The sequence below is a fragment of the Streptomyces acidiscabies genome (assembly GCF_020010905.1).
Lineage (GTDB): Bacteria > Actinomycetota > Actinomycetes > Streptomycetales > Streptomycetaceae > Streptomyces > Streptomyces acidiscabies.
The window spans coordinates 3,758,836-3,776,293 of the sequence record NZ_JAGJBY010000001.1 but is presented as its reverse complement, the minus strand read 5'-3'; the positions used below and the strand labels follow the sequence as shown (position 1 = coordinate 3,776,293).

Here is a 17,458-nt window from a genome sequence, read left to right as displayed (position 1 = left end):
ATGGAGAACGCCATGCAGGGAACCACCGCGCAGGAACCGGCCACCCCTGGCACGACGCCCCCGCCCTACCCCCGGACCGACCGCACGATCCCCACCCGCTCCCCCCAACGGGCCTCGTACGACAGGGACTTGGTCCACGCGATACTCGACGAGGCGTACGTCTGCCACCTCGGCTTCGTCCGCGACGGCGCCCCCGTGGTCCTCCCCACCCTCTTCGGCCGCGTCGGCGACCGCCTCTACGTCCACGGCTCCACCGGCTCCCGCCCCCTGCGCATGACCGGCCAGGCCCCCGAGGGCCTCCCGGTCTGCGTGACCGTGACCCATGTCGACGGCCTGGTCCTCGCCCGCTCCGCCTTCCACCACTCGATCAACTACCGCTCGGTAATGATCCACGGCCTCGCCCACGACGTCACGGACCCGACCGAGAAGCGCGAGGCCCTGGACGCCCTGGTGAACCACGCGATCCCCGGCCGCGCCGCCGACTCCCGCCCGGCGAACAAGAAGGAGCTGGCGGCGACGGCGGTGATCCGCCTGGACCTGACGGAGGTCTCGGCGAAGGCCCGCACGGGCGGCGTGAACGATGAGCCCGAGGACCTGACGCTCCCCCACTGGGCGGGGGTCATCCCCGTCCACCGCACCTACGGCACGCCGCTCCCGGACCCGGACTTGGCGCCCGGCACCGAACTCCCCGCCTATCTCGGGGAGTTGTGACGCCGATTCACCTCGGGGAAGTTGCGCTGCCGACGCACGGCCCACACGATCAAGGCCCCGGCCAACGCATGGCCCGCACGGTCGAGGCCTCGACCGACGCACAGCCCACACGACCGAAGCCCCGACCGACGCACGGCCCGCACGACCGGGGCTCCGACCGACGCACGGCCCGCACAACCGAGGTCAGGCCAACGCGCAGCCCGTACAACCGGGGCCCCAGTCGACGCGCAGCCCGTACAACCGGGGCCCGGCCGACTCGCGACCCGTACAACCGGGGTGCCCAGCCGACGCGCAGCCCGTACAACCGGGACCCGGCCGACTCGCGACCCGTACAACCGGGGTGCCCAGCCGACGCGCAGCCCGTACAACCGGGACCCGGCCGACTCGCGACCCGTACAACCGGGGTGCCCAGCCGACGCGCGACGCGCACAACCGAAACCCCGACCAACGCACGGCCAGCACGATCGAGAACCCGGCCACCGAGTCCCCCACCCCGGCCGCCAAGTCCACCCCGCCCAGCCCTACTCACCCCCTCCCCGAGCCTCCGCCACAGCCAGCCCCGCCACCGACCCCAGCATCAGCACCGTCCCCACCACCGTCGCCCCGGTGACCCGCTCCCCCAGCACCGCGACCGCCAGCACAGCCGCGCTCACCGGTTCGAGAAGCATCACCACGGACACGGTCGCCGCACGGACGACAGCCGCACCGGCGAAGTACAGCGCATAGGCAAGGGCCGTAGGAACAGCGGCGATGTACACGACGAGCCACACCACCTGCCCCAGATCGGCCGTGTGCGGCATCAGCCCCTCCCCCACCGCGAACGGCAGCAGGCACAGCGAGGTCACCGCGAACGCCCCGACGGTCGTGTCCGAGGCGTCCTCCGCGCTCCCCCACCGCCGGGTGATCAGCGTCATCACGCAGTACCCGGCGGCGGAGACCAGCCCGAGCAGCACCCCCGAGGGCCGTACGACCCCGCCCCCACCTCCGGCGAACAGCACCCCGAGCCCGGCGAGCGCCCCGGCCACAGCGAGCACACCGCTCCGCCCGAGCCGCTCACCCAACACCAACCTCGCGCCGAGCGCGATGAAAACGGGCCCGGCACCGAGGGTGACGACCGTCCCGACGGCGAGTCCGGTCGCGGACACGGCCGCGAAGTACGTCGTCTGGAACACGGCGAGCGCAACCCCGCTGGCCAGCGTCAACACCCACCACCGCGCACCCCGCGCCCGACGGCCGGGCCGGCGCCGTACCGCCCGCGCGACCAACAGCAGCACCAGCCCGACGACACAGCGCCAGAAGGACAGCGACACAGCGCCCAGATCACTGACCCGGAAGACCAGCGAGGCGGCGGCCCCGGCGGTCCCCCAGGCAACCCCGGCGACGATCAGAAAGAAAAGCCCACGGCCGACCGGCGACATGGGCAGAGAAAAAGTAGACACGCGTTCTCCGCAGCAACACACGAGATCCGAAGTCTGGACTTCGTCTGCGGGCAACACCGTTCAGCCCGGCGGCGTCACAGCCAAGCCGGGCTGATCACTCCGGAGGCCCGCCTCAGGCGGCCGGAGGCGGAAGAACGAGCGTCGAAGGCATGATCAGGACCCTATACGGCGGTGTCGCGGGCGACCAGGCCGGGCCCAGGACACGGCTGCCCGGACGTCTTCGCGCGCAGCCAGGCCGAGTTCGCCACCAACTCCGCGAACGTCTTCGCACACGGCCAGGCCGGGCTCAGGACGCGAGCCCGCCCCAGCTCCCCGGACGCCTTCGCGAGCGGCCAGTCCGATTCAGGACGCGAACCCGCCACCAGTTCCCCGGACGTCTTCGAGCGCGACCAAGTCGAGTTCAGGACGCGAGCCCACCACCAGCTCCGCGAACGCCTTCGCACGCGACCAGGTCGAGTTCAAGACGCAAGCCCGCCAGAACGTCCCGCGCACGGCCAGATCCGGTTCCGGACGCCCACCACCGGCTCCCCGACGCCTTCGCGGACGGCCAAGTCCAGCTCAGGACGCGAACCCGCCACCAGCCCCCCGAACGCCACCGCGCGCGACCAGGTCGAGTTCAGGACATAGCCCGCCATCAGCCCCCCGAACACCTCCGCGCGCGACCAGATCCGGTTCCGGACACCCGCCCGCCACCAGCTCCCCGACGCCTCCGCGGACGGCCAAGTCCAGCTCAGGACGCGAACCCACCACCAGCCCCCCGAACACCTCCGCGCGCGACCAGATCCGGTTCCGGACACCCGCCCACCACCAGCCCCCCGACGCCTTCGCCGGCGACCAAGCCCAGCTCAGGACGCAAGCCCACCACCAGCCCCCCGAACATCCCCACGCACAGCCAAGTCCGGCTCCGGACGCCCACCCGCCACCGGCTCCCCCGACACCTTCGCAGGCGTAGCCGACTGCGCGACGAACGCCCCCAGCAGCACAACCACGCCACCCGCCAACTGCGCCGCACCGAGATGCTCCCCGAGCAACACCCACGCAAGAACCGTCGCGACAACCGCCTCCGAACACGCCAAGACGGTCGCGACCTGCGGCGACAGCCGCCGCACCGAGACGACCCCGGTCGTGTACGCCACCACGGTCGCCACCAGCACGACCCACCCGAGCAACAGCCACGCGGGCACCCCGACACCATTCATCTCGGCGTTGCGCCCGAGCACGGCCCAGTCGAGGTCCCAGGGCCGCGCAACGACCGTGAGGACAGCCGCGCCGACCAGCAACCCGTACGCGATCACCCCGAACGGGTCCGGCGCGTCCTCGCCGGTACCCCCTCGGTCGGACAGCACGAAGTAGCCGACCTGGCAGCAGGCGGCGCCCAGCGCGAGCAGCACCCCGACCGCGTCGAACCTCATCCCGGCCCACACCTCGACGACGCAGGCGAGCCCGCCGACCGCCAGCACGACCCCGACCACAGCCCGCCGGCTCACCGCACGCCGCTGCACGAACCGCACCCAGCCCAGCACCAGCGCGGGCGCCAGATACTCCAGCAGCAGCGCGACCCCGACGGGCAGCCGCGAGATGGCCCCGAAGTAGAACGCCTGCACCCCGGCGACGCCGAGCAGCCCGAACCCGGCGAGGAGTCCGGGCCGGCGCCGTACGAGATCCCGGTGCCGCCAGGCGACCGGCACCATCACCAGCGCGGCGAACCCGACCCGCAGCCACACCACGTGCAGCGGTTCGAGCCCGCCCTCGATCAACGGCTTCGCCGCGACCCCGGACCCCCCGAACGCCACGGCCGACACCGCCGCCAGTCCCAGCCCCACACCATTCGCCTTAGCCACGCGGACATGATGACAGCAGCAGACAGCACCGTCACCCCGCCAAGCTCCTGTCTCGCTCTGTGAGCAGCACACTTCGGACGACGTGAGGAAATCGGTGGCATGACGGTCGTACGTCTACGGCGGTCCCGCCTCACGCGTACGAGGCTCACGTGTACGAGGCTCCCCGCCCCGTCACTCCCACCCCGCCTCCCCCACGTCCCCGCCCTCCCCCTTCTCCACCCGCTCCAACAACTCCCCCGCATCCACCCCCGCACGCCCCAGCACCTCCACCGCCCGGGACCGTGGATCCGCCAGCACCGCCGCCAGCAGATCAACCCCTTCCGCCAGCGCAACCCCCCGCCGCACAGCCCGCACCCGAGCCCCCTCCACCGCAACAGCCGCGACCGGCGAGAACCCCTCGGCGACGGCGACGACCGGCACCTCCCCCGAGTCCTCGACCCCGCCCTGCCACCGCAGCCCGTACCCGATGCTGCGCTGGACGAGATACCCGAGCACCCGCGAGATCCGGGGCTCCTCCCCGAACATCCCCCGCACCTCGGCATCCGACTCCAGCAGCGAGTGCAGCAGATGCGCGCTGTCGATCTGCCGGTCGGCACTCCGCACCGCCCTGCGACGCGCACCGGCGACCGCCGCCACGAGCTCCGCACTGAACCCGGCGACGTCGTCCACGGTGGGCGGTACGGGTTCATGGACCGTTGGCCGGGGAATACGGGGTTGCACCCCCTCACCCCATCAGTCCCGGACGCCTTGGGTCATCCCCGGTGCGAACCATTTCCGCCTCCCACGCAAAGGGGACGAGGCGGCGCAGAATCTCCTCCTTACGGATGACATCAGGCGACCCCCCATCTAAGGGGGCGCGCGGCGCACTCCCGCACGCCCTGTACGCAACCACGAGGTGAACGGTCACGTCACAGTAGTGGGAGAGGGGATTCCGTTTGATGACCGTGAGCTGGCTGGTGGCGCTCCCGTCGATCGACGGCCTGCAATACGTGTACCGCGTCTACGCCCCCGAGGACGCCCTCCCCGCCGACCTGTTCTGGGCGGCCTGGCACTGCCACGACGAGGGCCCGCACCCGCGCGCGTGGGACGTCTTCGACGCGGCGGTGATACGACGCCTGCGGTGAACGGCGGCCCGTGTCTTGCAAGTTGAGGGCCCCGGGGCTACGTTCCGCGCACCCTGGCCGATTCGAAGAGGTGGTCGCATGGCCGAAGTGAGCGCCGAGGCACGCATCGAGGCACCGGCGGAGCAGATCTGGACCCGGCTGACGGACTGGCCGGGGTACGGCGAGTGGAACGCGACGCACACCAACTTCCCCCAGGGCGGGCCGGCTTCACTGGAGACGGGCGCGACGTTCCAGGAGAACATGAAGCTCATGGGGTTCCCGGCGGAAGTCGAGTGGACGATCGGCGAGCTGACGCCCGCGCGCACCTTCACGATCACCGGCAAGGGCCCCATGGCGGTCGCCCTCCTCACGCGCTACACCCTGACGCCGGACGGCCCCTCGGCGACGACGGTCCGCATCGACGGCGAGTTCACGGGCGCGGCGGTGTCCCTGATGGCGGGCAAGCTCAAGGACTCGGCGACGGCGGCGCTGAACGAGTCACTGCGGAAGCTGTCGACGCTGGTGGCCTGACGCGGACAGGCGCCCCACGGAATCCGCAGGGCGCCTGCACAGCCGTACGACGACGGCTCAGTCCTCGTCGGCGAGGATCAGATACAGCTTCTTACGAGCATCGTTGACAACAGCCAGAGCCTTCTCACGCTGCTCCTTGTTCCCGGTCCGCCAGACCTGCCCGAACGCCTCGAAGAGCCCGGCCCCGGCCTGCCTGATCTCGTGCAGAGACTCCCAGTCGACCCCACGCGTGGCCTCCTCCCAGGGCGCCTCGGCGACGTCCTCGGCAGCCGCGCGCCCGGCCTCGGTGAGGGAGAACAGCTTCTTGCCGCCCTCGCTCTCACTGCTGATGAGCCCTTCGTCCTCCAGCAGCTGAAGGGTCGGATACACAGACCCCGGACTCGGCTTCCAGGCCCCGCCACTGCGCTCGGCGATCTCCTGGATCATCTCGTACCCATGCATCCCCCGTTCCTTGAGCAGAGCAAGAATCGAAGCCCGCACGTCCCCCCGCCGAGCCCTCCCCCGAGGCCCCCCACGCCCCCGCCCACCCCAGGGCCCAGGCCCAAACCCAGGCCCTCCGGGCCCGAACGGCCCAAAGGCAGCCCGCCGCCCCTCAAACCCACCACGCTCACGCGGGTCCTGACCATGCCCACGCTCAAATCCATGCATACGCATAAAACCCACTCCACTCGACTCCCAGATCGACTGATCTTCTTAAACCGATCGCGATACGCCAACGATATATCGGAACCGATCGCCCGACAACCCCCACGCGAAAATCCGCCTGTACACCCGGAACCTTGCCGTCGCTAAAACGTTCGAACACGCCTGGCATCGGGGAGAGCTCGGATGTGAGCGAGACAGAAGCGGTTGGAGTTCCTCTCGCGCCAGGTGGAGTGCCCGTGGTCGGGCATCTGCTCAGGATGTCGCGAGGGCGGGCGATGTTCCTGCAAGGGCTGCGGGGGTCCGGCGACATCGTGGAGATGAAGCTGGGGCGGCGTTCGTTCTACGTGCTCAACGCCCCCGAGGCCATTCACGACGTGCTCGTGGCGCAGAGCGGCAAGTTCAGCAAGGGCATGCTGTTCGACCGGGTCCGGCCGTACATCGGCAACGGGCTGGCGTCGTCCGACGGGCCTTTCCACCTCCGGCAGCGGCGCGCCTTGCAGCCCGCGTTCCACCGGGAGCGGGTCGCCCGGTACGCGGAGACGTTCGTGGAGATCGCCGGGGCGCGGGTGGGGAGCTGGCCGGCGGGGCCGGTCATGGCCATGGAGCGGGAGATGCGCGAGCTGGCCGTCGCCATGCTGGTACCGGCACTCTTCCCCTTCGCCGAGGGGTCGCAGACCAGGCGGGCCATCGAGGGACTGGGCGCACGCGTCAGCACCGACCTCGAAATTCTCGTACGCGGCGTGCTCCGCGCCACCATCCTGCCGCCCGCGCTGGCCGACATACCGACTCCGGGCCGACGAAAGTTCCTGGCCTCGGCGGCGGCCCTGCGCCGGCTCGCCGAGTCGGCCGTACGGCAGGCCCGCAGCAGCCCGGAGAGCCACGGTGTCCTCGCCCTCATGCTCGCGCACGAGGACGGCATGTCGGACGAGGAGGCGTGCGACGAGGTCCTCACCTTCCTCGTCGCCGGTGTCGAGACCACGTCCACCTCGCTGTCGTGGGCCCTGCACGTGCTCGCCCGCAACCCCGGGATGGCCGACCGGATGAACGAGGAGGCGCGGACGGCCGGGCCGGGCGAGGTCACGCCCGCCGCGCTGCCGTACACCGCGCGGTTCGTCCAGGAGGTGCTGCGCCTGTACCAGCCCCTGTGGTTCATGGGGCGGCGTGCGATGGAGACCGTACGCGTCGGGCGGTACGAGATCCCGCGCGGAGCCGAGGTGGTCTACAGCGCCGCGACGCTGCACCGCGACCCCGCCTGCTTCCCCGACCCCCTGCGCTTCGACCCCGACCGGTGGCTGACCCGGCCGGAGAAGAGCCTGCCGCGCGCCACCTACCTGCCCTTCGGCACCGGCAACAGGAAGTGCATCGGCGACGGCTTCGCATGGGCCGAGATGCTCGCCGTGCTCTCCGCCGTCACCACGCGCTGGCATCTGCACCCGGCGCCGGGACACAGGGTCCGAGCGGTCGCGGACGCGCAGATCCACCCCCAGGCCCTGCCGATGTCCGTCACTCCGCGCGCGGCAAGCTGACCAGGAGAGTCGATGCTGGAGTTCCACCTGAGCGAGATCGGCCTGTTCGACACCGCGCGGGCGCGGGACGCTCAGCTGCGGGGGCTGGCCCGGTTCCTCCCGGAGACCGGCCCCGAGCCGCTGGACAAGGCGGAACTGCTGGAGATCGAGGGCGAGTGCCGCCAAGGCCGGCTCGCGCTGCTCGACGCCACGGACGAGGCGTACCGGAGCAGTGCGCAGGGGCGCGCCTTCGCGGCGTGGCTGGCCGGGGCGGAGCCGGCGGAGCTGATCTGTACGCGCAAGGGCGACACGTCACTGGAGGACGTGCACCGGTACATCGTCCGCGACTCCGTGCAGTGGCTCACCCTGTGGCTGGCCGGTTATCGCCGGGATCCGCTGTGGCACGCGCTCGCCAAGGCCGTGGCGCTGATGGCGGTCCTGGACGACATCGTCGTCCCGCCGCAGGACGTGGCCGGCGGCGTACACCGGATCGGGGACGAGAGCCTGGGGGAGGTACTGGACCGGGTGAAGGCACTCGGCGGCGACCGGGACGCGCGGTGGCTCGCCCACGCCTACCAGGAGACGCTGTTCAGCGCACGGATCCAGTTCCACGAGAAGTGGTCCACCGCCGGACCGGGCATGGCGCCGGAGGGCCGCTTCGACGCCATCCAGGCGTACGTCCGTGAGCCGGACGTGCTGCGCGCGAGCATCGTGCGGACCTACGCGGCGGAGACCCTGCCCGTCCTGCACCTGATCGCCTACTACTTCCGCCTCCCCTTCGACGACTGCGACTGGGCGTCCTTCGTCTCCGCAGGCGTGGCCCAGACCCTCGGCATGGACATCGCCAAGGACCAGCACGGCGTAGGCGTAAAGGAACCGACCAACTTCGGAGTCCGCCCCGACCGCCACGAACAGCAGAACGCACAACACCGCACCCGACTCCACCGCACGTTCCTACGCCTGACCGCGTACTTCCAAGACGCCACAGACTTCCCCAGCACGATCTACGACCGCTACTCCCGGGTCTCCCTCTCCTACGCCAGATTCGTGGACCGCTACATAGAACGCCACAACATGACCCGCCTCCCCATGACCGGCACCCTGCCCACGGCCGTGAACGCCGTCCTCACAGGCCGCTGACCACAGCCCGGCACGGTCCCCGCCGCACCCACATGAACTGGCCCCCAGCGCTCCTCCCGAACCCGGAAGCCCCGAGAGACCCTGCGAGACCCCGATGATGGAACCCCCCGCCCGGCTCGCCCGCTGGCAGCAGCTCCCCGAAGCCACACGCCGCCAGATCGACCAGGACATCCGCCGAGGCGCCACGATCGCCGCGATCCACACCCTCGTCGCCGAAGCCGCCCTGAGCATCCCCGACGCCCAACTCGTCCTCGCCGACCGGCACGCCGCCCTCTCCCCACCCCACCGGTCAGGAATCGAGAAGCGCACACCCCCCTCCCCCACCTAGCCTGACCTCACCCCCGCCCACACAAGGAGCCGCGATGACCAAGCCGTACGCCGCTGACAGTCACGATCTGATCCGGGTGCACGGCGCGCGGGTGAACAATCTGCGGGACGTCAGTGTGGAGATCCCGAAGCGCAGGCTGACGGTGTTCACCGGCGTCTCGGGGTCGGGGAAGAGCTCGCTCGTATTCGGGACCGTAGCCGCCGAGTCGCAGCGGCTGATCAACGAGACGTACAGCGCGTTCGTCCAGGGCTTCATGCCGAACAACGCCCGCCCCGACGTGGACGTCCTGGAGGGCCTGACCACGGCGATCATCGTGGACCAACAGCGCCTCGGCGCGGACCCCAGGTCGACGGTCGGCACGGTCACGGACGTCAACGCGATGCTGAGGATCCTCTTCAGCCGCCTCGGCACACCGCACATCGGCCCGGCGAAGGCGTTCTCGTTCAACGTCGCCTCGATCAGCGGCGCCGGCGCGGTGACAATCGAGCGCGGCGGCCAGACCGTGAAGGAGCGCCGCTCGTTCAGCATCCAGGGCGGCATGTGCCCCCGCTGCGAGGGCCGGGGCGCGGTCACGGACTTCGACCTGACGCAGCTCTTCGACGAGGAACGCTCCCTGAACGACGGCGCGCTCCTGGTCCCCGGCTACAAGACGGGCGGCTGGAGCTACCGCCTGTATTCGGAGTCGGGCCTGTACGACGCGGACAAGCCGATCAAACGCTTCACGAAGAAGGAACTGCACGCGTTCCTGTACCTGGAGCCGACCCGCATGAAGATCGCGGGCATCAACATGACGTACGAGGGCCTGGTCCCCCGTATCCAGAAGTCGATGCTCGCGAAGGACCGAGAGGCGATGCAGCCGCACATCAGGGAGTTCGTGGACCGCGCGATCACGTTCACGACCTGCCCGGACTGCGACGGCACCCGCCTGACGGAGGCGGCCCGCTCCTCGAAGATCGGCGGCATCAGCATCGCGGACGCCTGCGCGATGCAGATCAGCGACCTGGCGGAGTGGGTCCGCAAGCTGGACGACCCTTCGGTGGCCCCCCTCCTGACCGCGCTCGGCGAGACCCTGGACTCGTTCAACGAGATCGGCCTCGGCTACCTCTCCCTGGACCGCCCCTCGGGCACGCTGTCGGGCGGCGAGGCCCAGCGCGTGAAGATGATCCGCCACCTGGGCTCGTCGCTCACGGACGTGACGTACGTCTTCGACGAGCCGACGACGGGCCTGCACCCGCACGACATCCGCCGGATGAACGACCTCCTGCTGCGCCTGCGCGACAAGGGCAACACGGTGCTGGTGGTCGAGCACAAGCCGGAGGTCATCGCGATCGCCGACCACGTCGTGGACCTGGGCCCGGGCGCCGGCACGGCGGGCGGCACGGTCTGCTACGAGGGCACGGTCGAGGGCCTGCGCGCGACGGACACCCTCACGGGCCGCCACCTGGACGACCGCGCGAAGCTGAAGGACGAGGTCCGCGAGCCCACCGGCAAGCTGGAGATCCGGGGCGCGACGCGGCACAACCTGCGTGACGTGGACGTGGACGTCCCCCTCGGCGTCCTGACGGTCGTCACCGGCGTCGCGGGCTCCGGCAAGAGCTCCCTGATCCACGGCTCGGTCCCGCGCACGGCCGGCGTCGTCTCGGTGGACCAGACCCCGATCAAGGGTTCCCGCCGCAGCAACCCGGCGACGTACACGGGCCTCCTTGAGCCCGTCCGCAAGGCGTTCGCCAAGGCCAACGGCGTCAAACCGGCCCTGTTCAGCGCCAATTCGGAGGGCGCCTGCCCGACCTGCAACGGCGCGGGCGTCGTCTACACCGACCTGGCGATGATGGCGGGCGTCTCCACGACCTGCGACGACTGCGAGGGCAAGCGGTTCCAGGCGGCCGTCCTCGACTACCACCTCGGCGGCAAGGACATCAGCGAGGTCCTGGCGATGCCGGTCGCCGAGGCGGCGGAGTTCTTCGCGACGGGCGAGGCGAAGACCCCGGCCGCGAGCCGCATCCTGGGCCACCTCGCGGACGTCGGCCTCGGCTACCTCACCCTCGGCCAGCCCCTCACCACCCTCTCGGGCGGCGAACGCCAACGCCTCAAGCTGGCCACCCACATGTCGGACAAGGGCGGCGTCTACGTCCTCGACGAACCCACCGCCGGCCTCCACCTCGCGGACGTCGAACAACTCCTCGCCCTCCTCGACCGCCTCGTCGACTCCGGCAAGTCGGTCATCGTCATCGAACACCACCAGGCGGTCATGGCCCACGCCGACTGGATTATCGACCTCGGCCCCGGCGCCGGCCACGACGGCGGCACGATCGTCTTCGAGGGCACCCCGTCCGCCCTGATCGCATCCCGCACGACCCTGACGGCCGAACACCTCGCGGAGTACGTGAACGCCTGAGCGCCCCCTCGTACGGCAACCACCAAGTCGTACGAGGATCAGGGCCCCCAAGTCACCACCCCCGCCCCCTCGGCTCGCACCCGGCGACCCGCCAGACCTCCTCGCTCACGTACCAGTGATCCCGCCCCACCAACGCGAACTGCCGCTCACTCGCCCGCCCTTCACTCGCCCGGAACCGCTCCAGACACTCCTCCCAGCTCCACTCCACCGCAGGCACCGGCGGCAGCTCCCCCCGCGCCACGAGCCCGGCGATCAGCTCCCCGATCCGCACCGGCACGGGATGGCTGGCGTGGTACACCCCACCGGGCACCACCCCCTCCGCCAGGGCCAGCGAGGCGATCAGCCGCCCCAGATCGGCGACGTCGACGACGGACAGCAGGGCCCGGCCGCCGTCCCACACCCCCGGCACCCGGGCCACCAGCTCCCGCAGCCCCGGCACCACCCACCGGTCCCCCTCTCCCAGCACCAGTCCCGGCCGCAACACCACACCTCCCGCCTCCAACGCGAACCCTTCCCCGACCAGCCGGCTCCGGCTCACCGCCGACACCGGCTCGGCGACGATCTCGCCGACCTCGATCCCGCTGTGCGGCCCGGCCCCGTACACGGCGGCGGTCGACAGGTGCACCACCCGCCGCACCCCGCCCCGCCGGGCCTCGGCCATCACGGCCCGGGTCCCGTCGACGTTCACGGCCCGGCACATCGCCTCGTCGCCCCCGATGTACGAGGCGAGATGGACGACGGCCCGCGCGCCCTCGCACACTCCCGACACCGCACCGGGCTCGGTCAGATCACCGGTCACCCACTCGACACCCGCCACCACCTCCTCCGGAACCCGTCTCACCACCGCCCGGACCCGCGCTCCCCGAGCCAGCAACTCCCGCACAGCCGCCGTCCCGACGAACCCGCCGGCCCCTGTGACCACAACAACGTCCGACCTCATACGCCAGTTCCCTCGCACCCGTCCAGTTTTCCCGGATTGGCCTTGGTCCCCCGCCTCCGCCACCCCCTACTGTCACGTCCATGCAGATCAGAATCGTGGACGCGTTCACCGACCGCCCCTTCTCCGGCAACCCGGCGGGCGTCCTGCTCCTGGACTCCTACCCCGACGACGACCGCCTCCAGAACATCGCGCTGGAGGTCAACCACGCGGAGACGGCGTTCGCCCACCCGACGCCGGACGACCCCGAGGCGGACTGGGCCCTGCGCTGGTTCACCCCCGCCACGGAGGTCGCGATGTGCGGCCACGCCACCCTGGCGACCGCGCACGTCCTGCACACGACAGGCGCCCACGAGGGCGCCGTACGCTTCCGCACCCTTAGCGGCATCCTCACCGCCACCCCCGCCGAGGACGGCTCGATCACCCTGGACTTCCCGACGGCCCCGCTGACGGAGGTGGCGATCCCGGACGGCGTCGCGGAGGCACTCGACGCGCAACCGCTGTCCGCGTACGACACGGGCGCGAACGTGGGCGACCTGGTCGTGGAGCTGCCCGACGAGAAAACCGTCCACGCCCTGCGCCCCGACCACAAGGCCCTCGCCGCGTACTCCACGCGCGGCATCATCGCCACGGCCCGCGCCGAGAACCCCGCCCTCGGCTACGACTTCGTCTCCCGCTGCTTCTTCCCGAACGTCGGCATCGACGAGGACCCGGTCACGGGCAGCGCCCACACGGCACTGGCCCCCTTCTGGTCCCAGCGCCTCGGCAGCCCCGACCTCACCGGCCTCCAGGCATCCTCGCGCGCGGGCCGAGTCCGCACCGCCCTACGCGGCAACCGCACCCTCCTGACCGGCCGCGCGGTCACGGTCATCGAGGGCGAGCTCCTCGCCTGACTCAGGGAGTCGGCAACCAGTCGACTTTCCCGGCGAGAAGGGCGTACCCCACAAAAGCCCCGATATCGAGCAGTGAATGCGCGACAACGAGCGGCCCCACACGCCCCCACCGCCGATACAGATAGACGAACACCACCCCCATCACCATGTTCCCGATGAACCCCCCGATCCCCTGATAAAGGTGATAAGACCCCCGCAACACAGAACTGGCAACAAGCGCAGCCCCCGCCCCCCACCCCAACTGCCCCAGCCGACGCAGCAGATACCCCACGACGATGACCTCTTCGAGGATCGCGTTCTGCAAGGCGGACAACACCAGCACGGGGTACTTCCACCACACGTCGGGCAAAGCCTCAGGCACGACGGTCAGATTGAACCCGAGCCCTCGCGCGGCGAGATAGAACGCGATCCCACTACTCCCGATCACAGCGGCGACACCGGCCCCCCGCCCCAGATCGGGCCAGGGCCGAGTCCGATCAAACCCAAGCACCCGCAACGAAGCCCGCTCCCGCATCAAAAAATGAGCGACAAGCACCACAGGCACCAACGAACTACTGATCCCGAACAACTGCCAGGCAAGATCCAGCCAGGGCCGCCCAGGAGCAGCGGACCCATTGAGGGTCGCAGTCTGATCCTTGAGCCCCCCAGGCTTGGTAACAGACCCAACAAAACTAATGAGCGCGGAAACCCCACTGGCCCCCAGGGACACCCCCAGCACCAGCAAGGTCTCATCCCGCAACGCCCGCCGAGAAACCCGCCCCAAGGGCTGCTCCTCAGCCGCAGAAGACACCACGCACCCACCCACTTCCTGTCCGGCCCCCCATCTTCCCCCAGCCGGAACGCGCCGCTGCTGCTGAGGAACGCGGGACAGGTGTGAAACACACGGCTCCCCTAGTCTTTTAGAGGTTGTCTCATGTGGCGTGATGTTCGTGCGGCATGATGTCGGTCGTGACTGCCGATCTGTCGAAGCGGCTGGTTCCTGATGAACTCTGGGAGCTGGTCGCCCCGTTGCTGCCGTCGTTCGTCGCTCGACCGCAGGGAGGCGGGACCGCTCCGCGTGATGAGCGGGCCGTGTTCACGGCGGTGGTGTACGTACTGACCAGCGGGTGTGCCTGGCGGCACCTGCCGCCGACGTTCGGTACGTCCCCGGCGACAGCGCACCGCCGGTTCACGGCCTGGACCGAAGCCGGCCTGTGGCGCCGGCTGCACCGGGCCGTGCTCGACCGACTCGGCGCCAGGGGTGAGCTGGACTGGACCTCGGCGATCATCGACGCGGCCTCCGTCCGTGCGAAAAGGGGGGATCACTGACCGGGCCGAACCCGGTCGACCGCGGCAAGAAGGGCAGCAAACTGCACGTCCTGTCCGACGCCCAGGGCATCCCGCTCGCCCTCGCGGTGTCCGGCGCGAACCTCCACGACAGCCAGGCGTTCAAGCCGCTGATCCGGGCGATACCCGCCGTCCGCTCGCGGCGCGGACCACGAAGACGACGTCCCGTCAAGATCCGCGCGGACAAGGCGTACTTCTCCGCCGACCACCTGGCCTGGCTCCGTGAACGGGGCCTGGTCCCGCGCATCGCACGTCCGGGCATCGAGTCCGGCGAGCGACTCGGCCGGCACCGCTGGAAGATCGAACGGTCCATCGCCTGGCTGCTCGGCTACCGCCGCCTCACCGTGCGATACGAGCGGAAGGGATCGCACTTCCTCGCCTTCCTCGGCCTCGCAGCCGCCCTGACCTGCTACAAGAAGCTCGCGAAACTCACCACGTGAGACAACCTCTTAGTCTTTTAGGGGCGCGGGGAACTGCGCGAGCAACCACAACGCACCCGCACCAAACCACGCACCCGGGGGGCCCAGGGGGCGAAGCCCCCGGCTGGGGTCGAAGGGGCGGAGCCCCTTCAGGATGTGGGGGTCCCCCCTGCTCGAAGAGCTTGGGGGAGGGTAGGGGCGGCGGGGGCGAAAAACCCCACGTCACCCCAACGCCGCAACCTCCCCCACCCCCACAGGCCACAAATGCACAGGCTCCCCCGCCCGCATCAACTCCCCATACCGCCGGGTAGTAGCGGCCAACGCCTCCTCACGGGACACCCCCGCCTCCAGCGCCCCATGAAACGTAGCCACCTGCCAGGTAGCCCCATTCACCCGCAACCGACACCGCTCCTCGATCACCCCGAGATAGAAGTCCCGATCCACGGCCTCCACCCCCCACGCATCAAGCCCAGCAGCAGCCAACGGCAACAACTCATCCCGCACCAGACTCACCACGTCCACCTCCCCCACCCCACCCAGCCGCCCCCGCCGAGGCCACAACACCCGAGCCTCGATCCCGTACCGACAAGCGGCATCGAAGTTGGAGGCAGCGGCCTCGAAGGGCAACCGCGCCCACACGGGCCGAGACTCCTCGGCAAGGGCCCGCACGACGCCGTAGTAGAACGCGGCGTTGGCAAGCACATCGGTGATGGTGGGCCCGGCGGGAAGCACCCGATTCTCGACCCGCAGATGAGGAACCCCGTCGGCAACCCCGTAGACGGGCCGGTTCCACCGGTACACGGTCCCGTTGTGAAGGACGAGTTCGGCGAGCTTGGGAGTCCCCCCGGCATCGATGACCCCGAGCGGATCCTCTTCGTCACAGATGGGAAGGAGCGGAGGGAAGAACCGAAGATTCTCCTCGAACAGCTCGTACGCGGAGGAGACCCACCGCTCCCCGAACCAGGTCCGGGGCCGCACCCCTTGGGCCTGAAGCTCGGGCGGCCGGGTATCGGTGGACTGAAGGAAGAGCGGAGGCCGCGACTCCCGCCACAACTCCCGCCCGAAGAGGAACGGCGAGTTGGCCCCGACGGCGACTTGGACGGCGGCAACGGCCTGAGCGGCGTTCCAGACATCGGCGAACCGCCCGGGCGTGACCTGGAGATGGAGCTGTACGGAGGTGCAGGCGGCCTCGGGGGTGATGGACTTGGCGGTGCAGGAGAGCTGCTCGACCCCGTCGATGTCGAGGGTGAAGTCCTCGCCGCGGGCGGCGACGATCTGATCGTTGAGGAGGGCGTACCGGTCGACCTCGGAGAGGTTCGCGGAGACGAGATCCTCGGCAGCGAGGGTGGGCAGAATCCCGATCATCACGATTCCGGCGTCGACTTCCCGGGCCTTACGGTGCGCATATGCCAGGGAGGTACGGAGTTCCTCGGCGAGCTGGTCGAATACCCGCCCACCGAGCCGGTGTGGAGCTATGTTGACTTCCAGATTGAACCTGGCGAGTTCTGTTTGGAAATCACGGCTCGCGATACGTTCGAGTACCTGCCCGTTCAACATTCTCGGCGCACCGTCGGCACCCGCGAGATTCAGTTCGATCTCCAGCCCCATGAGGTTCTTGGGGCGGTCGAAGCGCTGCTCGGCCAGCAGCCGCTCCAGCCCCGCGAGGCACTGCCGGAGCTTGTCGCGGTAGTGCTGCCGATCGGACAGGTCGAACGCGCCTGCCACGACCTTCTCGCCCATACGAAGCGTCCCTCCTCGGCCGACGGCCCGGTCTCCCGGCCGCCGGGGGTCGTCCCGGGTCAGGAAAGATGATGCCCAGCGGAACGATCGATAACGCCCCCGGCGCCGACCGGGGCCCGCTAGGCTGGGTCCAGTCCCTCGTAAGCACCCCATAAGTGACCGGCGACACATTCGACGAAGCCCGGCGCGGAACTCTTTTTCCGGAACTCGGCTGCTCGTGAAAAACACCGACGGAAATACGCCGACCGCGCGGCGGAGACTTTCCCAGGTGGACGCCGGTGAGGGTGTTCTGAATCGGGAGGATTCAGTCGTTTCGCCGACCGAATAGATGCTTGCGGCGGGGAAACGGATCGGGTAGCCGAAACCCACCCCGAACACGCGTCGTATAAACTCCGCGACAGGCGGAGAAGGCGGGAGCCCGGCCGAAGGAACTGCCGTTCAGGCCGCGGACGACAGATCGCACGCACCCGGCACACCGGCCACGGCGCTGCCTCTCCGATCGCAC

General features: G+C 70.1%; 17 protein-coding genes. 9 read left to right on the top strand and 8 right to left on the bottom strand.

Annotated elements, in window-relative coordinates:
* Positions 1 to 12 precede the first annotated feature (12 nt).
* On the top strand, positions 13 to 711 hold the full coding sequence (locus J8M50_RS17510) for a pyridoxamine 5'-phosphate oxidase family protein (RefSeq protein ID WP_029184411.1): 699 nt from the start codon (positions 13 to 15) through the stop codon (positions 709 to 711).
* A 521-nt stretch (positions 712 to 1,232) separates the two neighbouring features.
* On the opposite strand, the gene J8M50_RS17505 is transcribed toward J8M50_RS17510, so the two are convergent.
* The 4 genes from J8M50_RS17505 to J8M50_RS17490 all read right to left on the bottom strand — a co-directional run bounded on the left by J8M50_RS17505 (position 1,233) and on the right by J8M50_RS17490 (position 4,711).
* Positions 1,233 to 2,129, bottom strand: a complete 897-nt coding sequence (locus tag J8M50_RS17505; RefSeq protein WP_029184410.1) for a DMT family transporter — start codon at positions 2,127 to 2,129, stop codon at positions 1,233 to 1,235.
* 182 nt (positions 2,130 to 2,311) lie between these two features.
* Complete coding sequence (locus J8M50_RS17500) at positions 2,312 to 2,593, bottom strand: hypothetical protein (RefSeq protein WP_141655638.1); 282 nt, start codon at positions 2,591 to 2,593, stop codon at positions 2,312 to 2,314.
* Between the two features lie 402 nt (positions 2,594 to 2,995).
* Positions 2,996 to 3,991, bottom strand: coding sequence for an EamA family transporter (locus J8M50_RS17495; protein ID WP_075661843.1), 996 nt, complete (start codon positions 3,989 to 3,991; stop codon positions 2,996 to 2,998).
* 171 nt (positions 3,992 to 4,162) lie between these two features.
* Entirely contained in the window at positions 4,163 to 4,711 is a 549-nt protein-coding gene (locus tag J8M50_RS17490; protein ID WP_029183431.1) for a Clp protease N-terminal domain-containing protein, read from the bottom strand.
* Between the two features lie 224 nt (positions 4,712 to 4,935).
* Between J8M50_RS17490 and J8M50_RS17485 the strand changes: the two genes are divergently transcribed.
* Positions 4,936 to 5,115 (top strand): hypothetical protein, encoded by a 180-nt coding sequence (locus J8M50_RS17485; protein WP_029183430.1) that lies wholly within the window; start codon positions 4,936 to 4,938, stop codon positions 5,113 to 5,115.
* Positions 5,116 to 5,193: 78 nt separating this feature from the next.
* A complete protein-coding gene (locus tag J8M50_RS17480) occupies positions 5,194 to 5,625 on the top strand; it encodes a type II toxin-antitoxin system Rv0910 family toxin (RefSeq protein WP_010350799.1) in 432 nt (143 codons plus the stop codon).
* A gap of 57 nt (positions 5,626 to 5,682) precedes the next feature.
* On the opposite strand, the gene J8M50_RS17475 is transcribed toward J8M50_RS17480, so the two are convergent.
* Positions 5,683 to 6,279, bottom strand: coding sequence for a PadR family transcriptional regulator (locus J8M50_RS17475; protein WP_029183429.1), 597 nt, complete (start codon positions 6,277 to 6,279; stop codon positions 5,683 to 5,685).
* A 176-nt stretch (positions 6,280 to 6,455) separates the two neighbouring features.
* On the opposite strand from J8M50_RS17475, the gene J8M50_RS17470 reads away from it, so the two are divergent.
* The 4 genes from J8M50_RS17470 to J8M50_RS17455 all read left to right on the top strand — a co-directional run bounded on the left by J8M50_RS17470 (position 6,456) and on the right by J8M50_RS17455 (position 11,638).
* A complete protein-coding gene (locus J8M50_RS17470) occupies positions 6,456 to 7,796 on the top strand; it encodes a cytochrome P450 (protein WP_029183428.1) in 1,341 nt (446 codons plus the stop codon).
* Between the two features lie 12 nt (positions 7,797 to 7,808).
* The gene (locus J8M50_RS17465) at positions 7,809 to 8,915 is read left to right on the top strand and encodes a hypothetical protein (protein ID WP_010350795.1); all 1,107 of its coding nucleotides are present in this window, start codon (positions 7,809 to 7,811) and stop codon (positions 8,913 to 8,915) included.
* Between the two features lie 94 nt (positions 8,916 to 9,009).
* A complete protein-coding gene (locus J8M50_RS17460; protein WP_010350794.1) occupies positions 9,010 to 9,243 on the top strand; it encodes a hypothetical protein in 234 nt (77 codons plus the stop codon).
* Positions 9,244 to 9,277: 34 nt separating this feature from the next.
* Entirely contained in the window at positions 9,278 to 11,638 is a 2,361-nt protein-coding gene (locus J8M50_RS17455; RefSeq protein WP_010350793.1) for an ATP-binding cassette domain-containing protein, read from the top strand.
* Between the two features lie 52 nt (positions 11,639 to 11,690).
* Here the strand turns inward: J8M50_RS17455 and J8M50_RS17450 are convergent, their stop codons facing one another.
* The gene (locus tag J8M50_RS17450) at positions 11,691 to 12,578 is read right to left on the bottom strand and encodes an NAD-dependent epimerase/dehydratase family protein (RefSeq protein WP_010350791.1); all 888 of its coding nucleotides are present in this window, start codon (positions 12,576 to 12,578) and stop codon (positions 11,691 to 11,693) included.
* A gap of 80 nt (positions 12,579 to 12,658) precedes the next feature.
* Between J8M50_RS17450 and J8M50_RS17445 the strand changes: the two genes are divergently transcribed.
* Positions 12,659 to 13,468 (top strand): PhzF family phenazine biosynthesis protein, encoded by an 810-nt coding sequence (locus tag J8M50_RS17445; protein WP_010350790.1) that lies wholly within the window; start codon positions 12,659 to 12,661, stop codon positions 13,466 to 13,468.
* 1 nt (position 13,469) lies between these two features.
* Here the strand turns inward: J8M50_RS17445 and J8M50_RS17440 are convergent, their stop codons facing one another.
* Positions 13,470 to 14,261, bottom strand: coding sequence for a CPBP family intramembrane glutamic endopeptidase (locus J8M50_RS17440; RefSeq protein WP_010350789.1), 792 nt, complete (start codon positions 14,259 to 14,261; stop codon positions 13,470 to 13,472).
* A 146-nt stretch (positions 14,262 to 14,407) separates the two neighbouring features.
* On the opposite strand from J8M50_RS17440, the gene J8M50_RS17435 reads away from it, so the two are divergent.
* A protein-coding gene (locus J8M50_RS17435) for an IS5 family transposase (protein WP_370516800.1) occupies positions 14,408 to 15,234 on the top strand; the annotation gives its coding sequence in 2 pieces (ribosomal slippage) (positions 14,408 to 14,764 and positions 14,767 to 15,234; 825 coding nt in all).
* A 201-nt stretch (positions 15,235 to 15,435) separates the two neighbouring features.
* Here J8M50_RS17435 and J8M50_RS17430 read toward each other — a convergent pair.
* Complete coding sequence (locus tag J8M50_RS17430; protein ID WP_010350788.1) at positions 15,436 to 16,953, bottom strand: glutamate-cysteine ligase family protein; 1,518 nt, start codon at positions 16,951 to 16,953, stop codon at positions 15,436 to 15,438.
* Between the last annotated feature and the right edge of the window lie 505 nt (positions 16,954 to 17,458).

Excerpts from the sequence above, each read along its gene's own strand:
- J8M50_RS17455 (WP_010350793.1), top strand. The coding sequence starts at position 9,278 with ATGACCAAGCCGTACGCCGCTGACAGTCACGATCTGATCCGGGTGCAC.
- J8M50_RS17450 (WP_010350791.1), bottom strand. The coding sequence starts at position 12,578 with ATGAGGTCGGACGTTGTTGTGGTCACAGGGGCCGGCGGGTTCGTCGGG.
- J8M50_RS17465 (WP_010350795.1), top strand. The coding sequence starts at position 7,809 with ATGCTGGAGTTCCACCTGAGCGAGATCGGCCTGTTCGACACCGCGCGG.
- J8M50_RS17460 (WP_010350794.1), top strand. The coding sequence starts at position 9,010 with ATGATGGAACCCCCCGCCCGGCTCGCCCGCTGGCAGCAGCTCCCCGAA.
- J8M50_RS17445 (WP_010350790.1), top strand. The coding sequence starts at position 12,659 with ATGCAGATCAGAATCGTGGACGCGTTCACCGACCGCCCCTTCTCCGGC.
- J8M50_RS17430 (WP_010350788.1), bottom strand. The coding sequence starts at position 16,953 with ATGGGCGAGAAGGTCGTGGCAGGCGCGTTCGACCTGTCCGATCGGCAG.
- J8M50_RS17510 (WP_029184411.1), top strand. The coding sequence starts at position 13 with ATGCAGGGAACCACCGCGCAGGAACCGGCCACCCCTGGCACGACGCCC.
- J8M50_RS17505 (WP_029184410.1), bottom strand. The coding sequence starts at position 2,129 with ATGTCGCCGGTCGGCCGTGGGCTTTTCTTTCTGATCGTCGCCGGGGTT.
- J8M50_RS17480 (WP_010350799.1), top strand. The coding sequence starts at position 5,194 with ATGGCCGAAGTGAGCGCCGAGGCACGCATCGAGGCACCGGCGGAGCAG.
- J8M50_RS17475 (WP_029183429.1), bottom strand. The coding sequence starts at position 6,279 with ATGCGTATGCATGGATTTGAGCGTGGGCATGGTCAGGACCCGCGTGAG.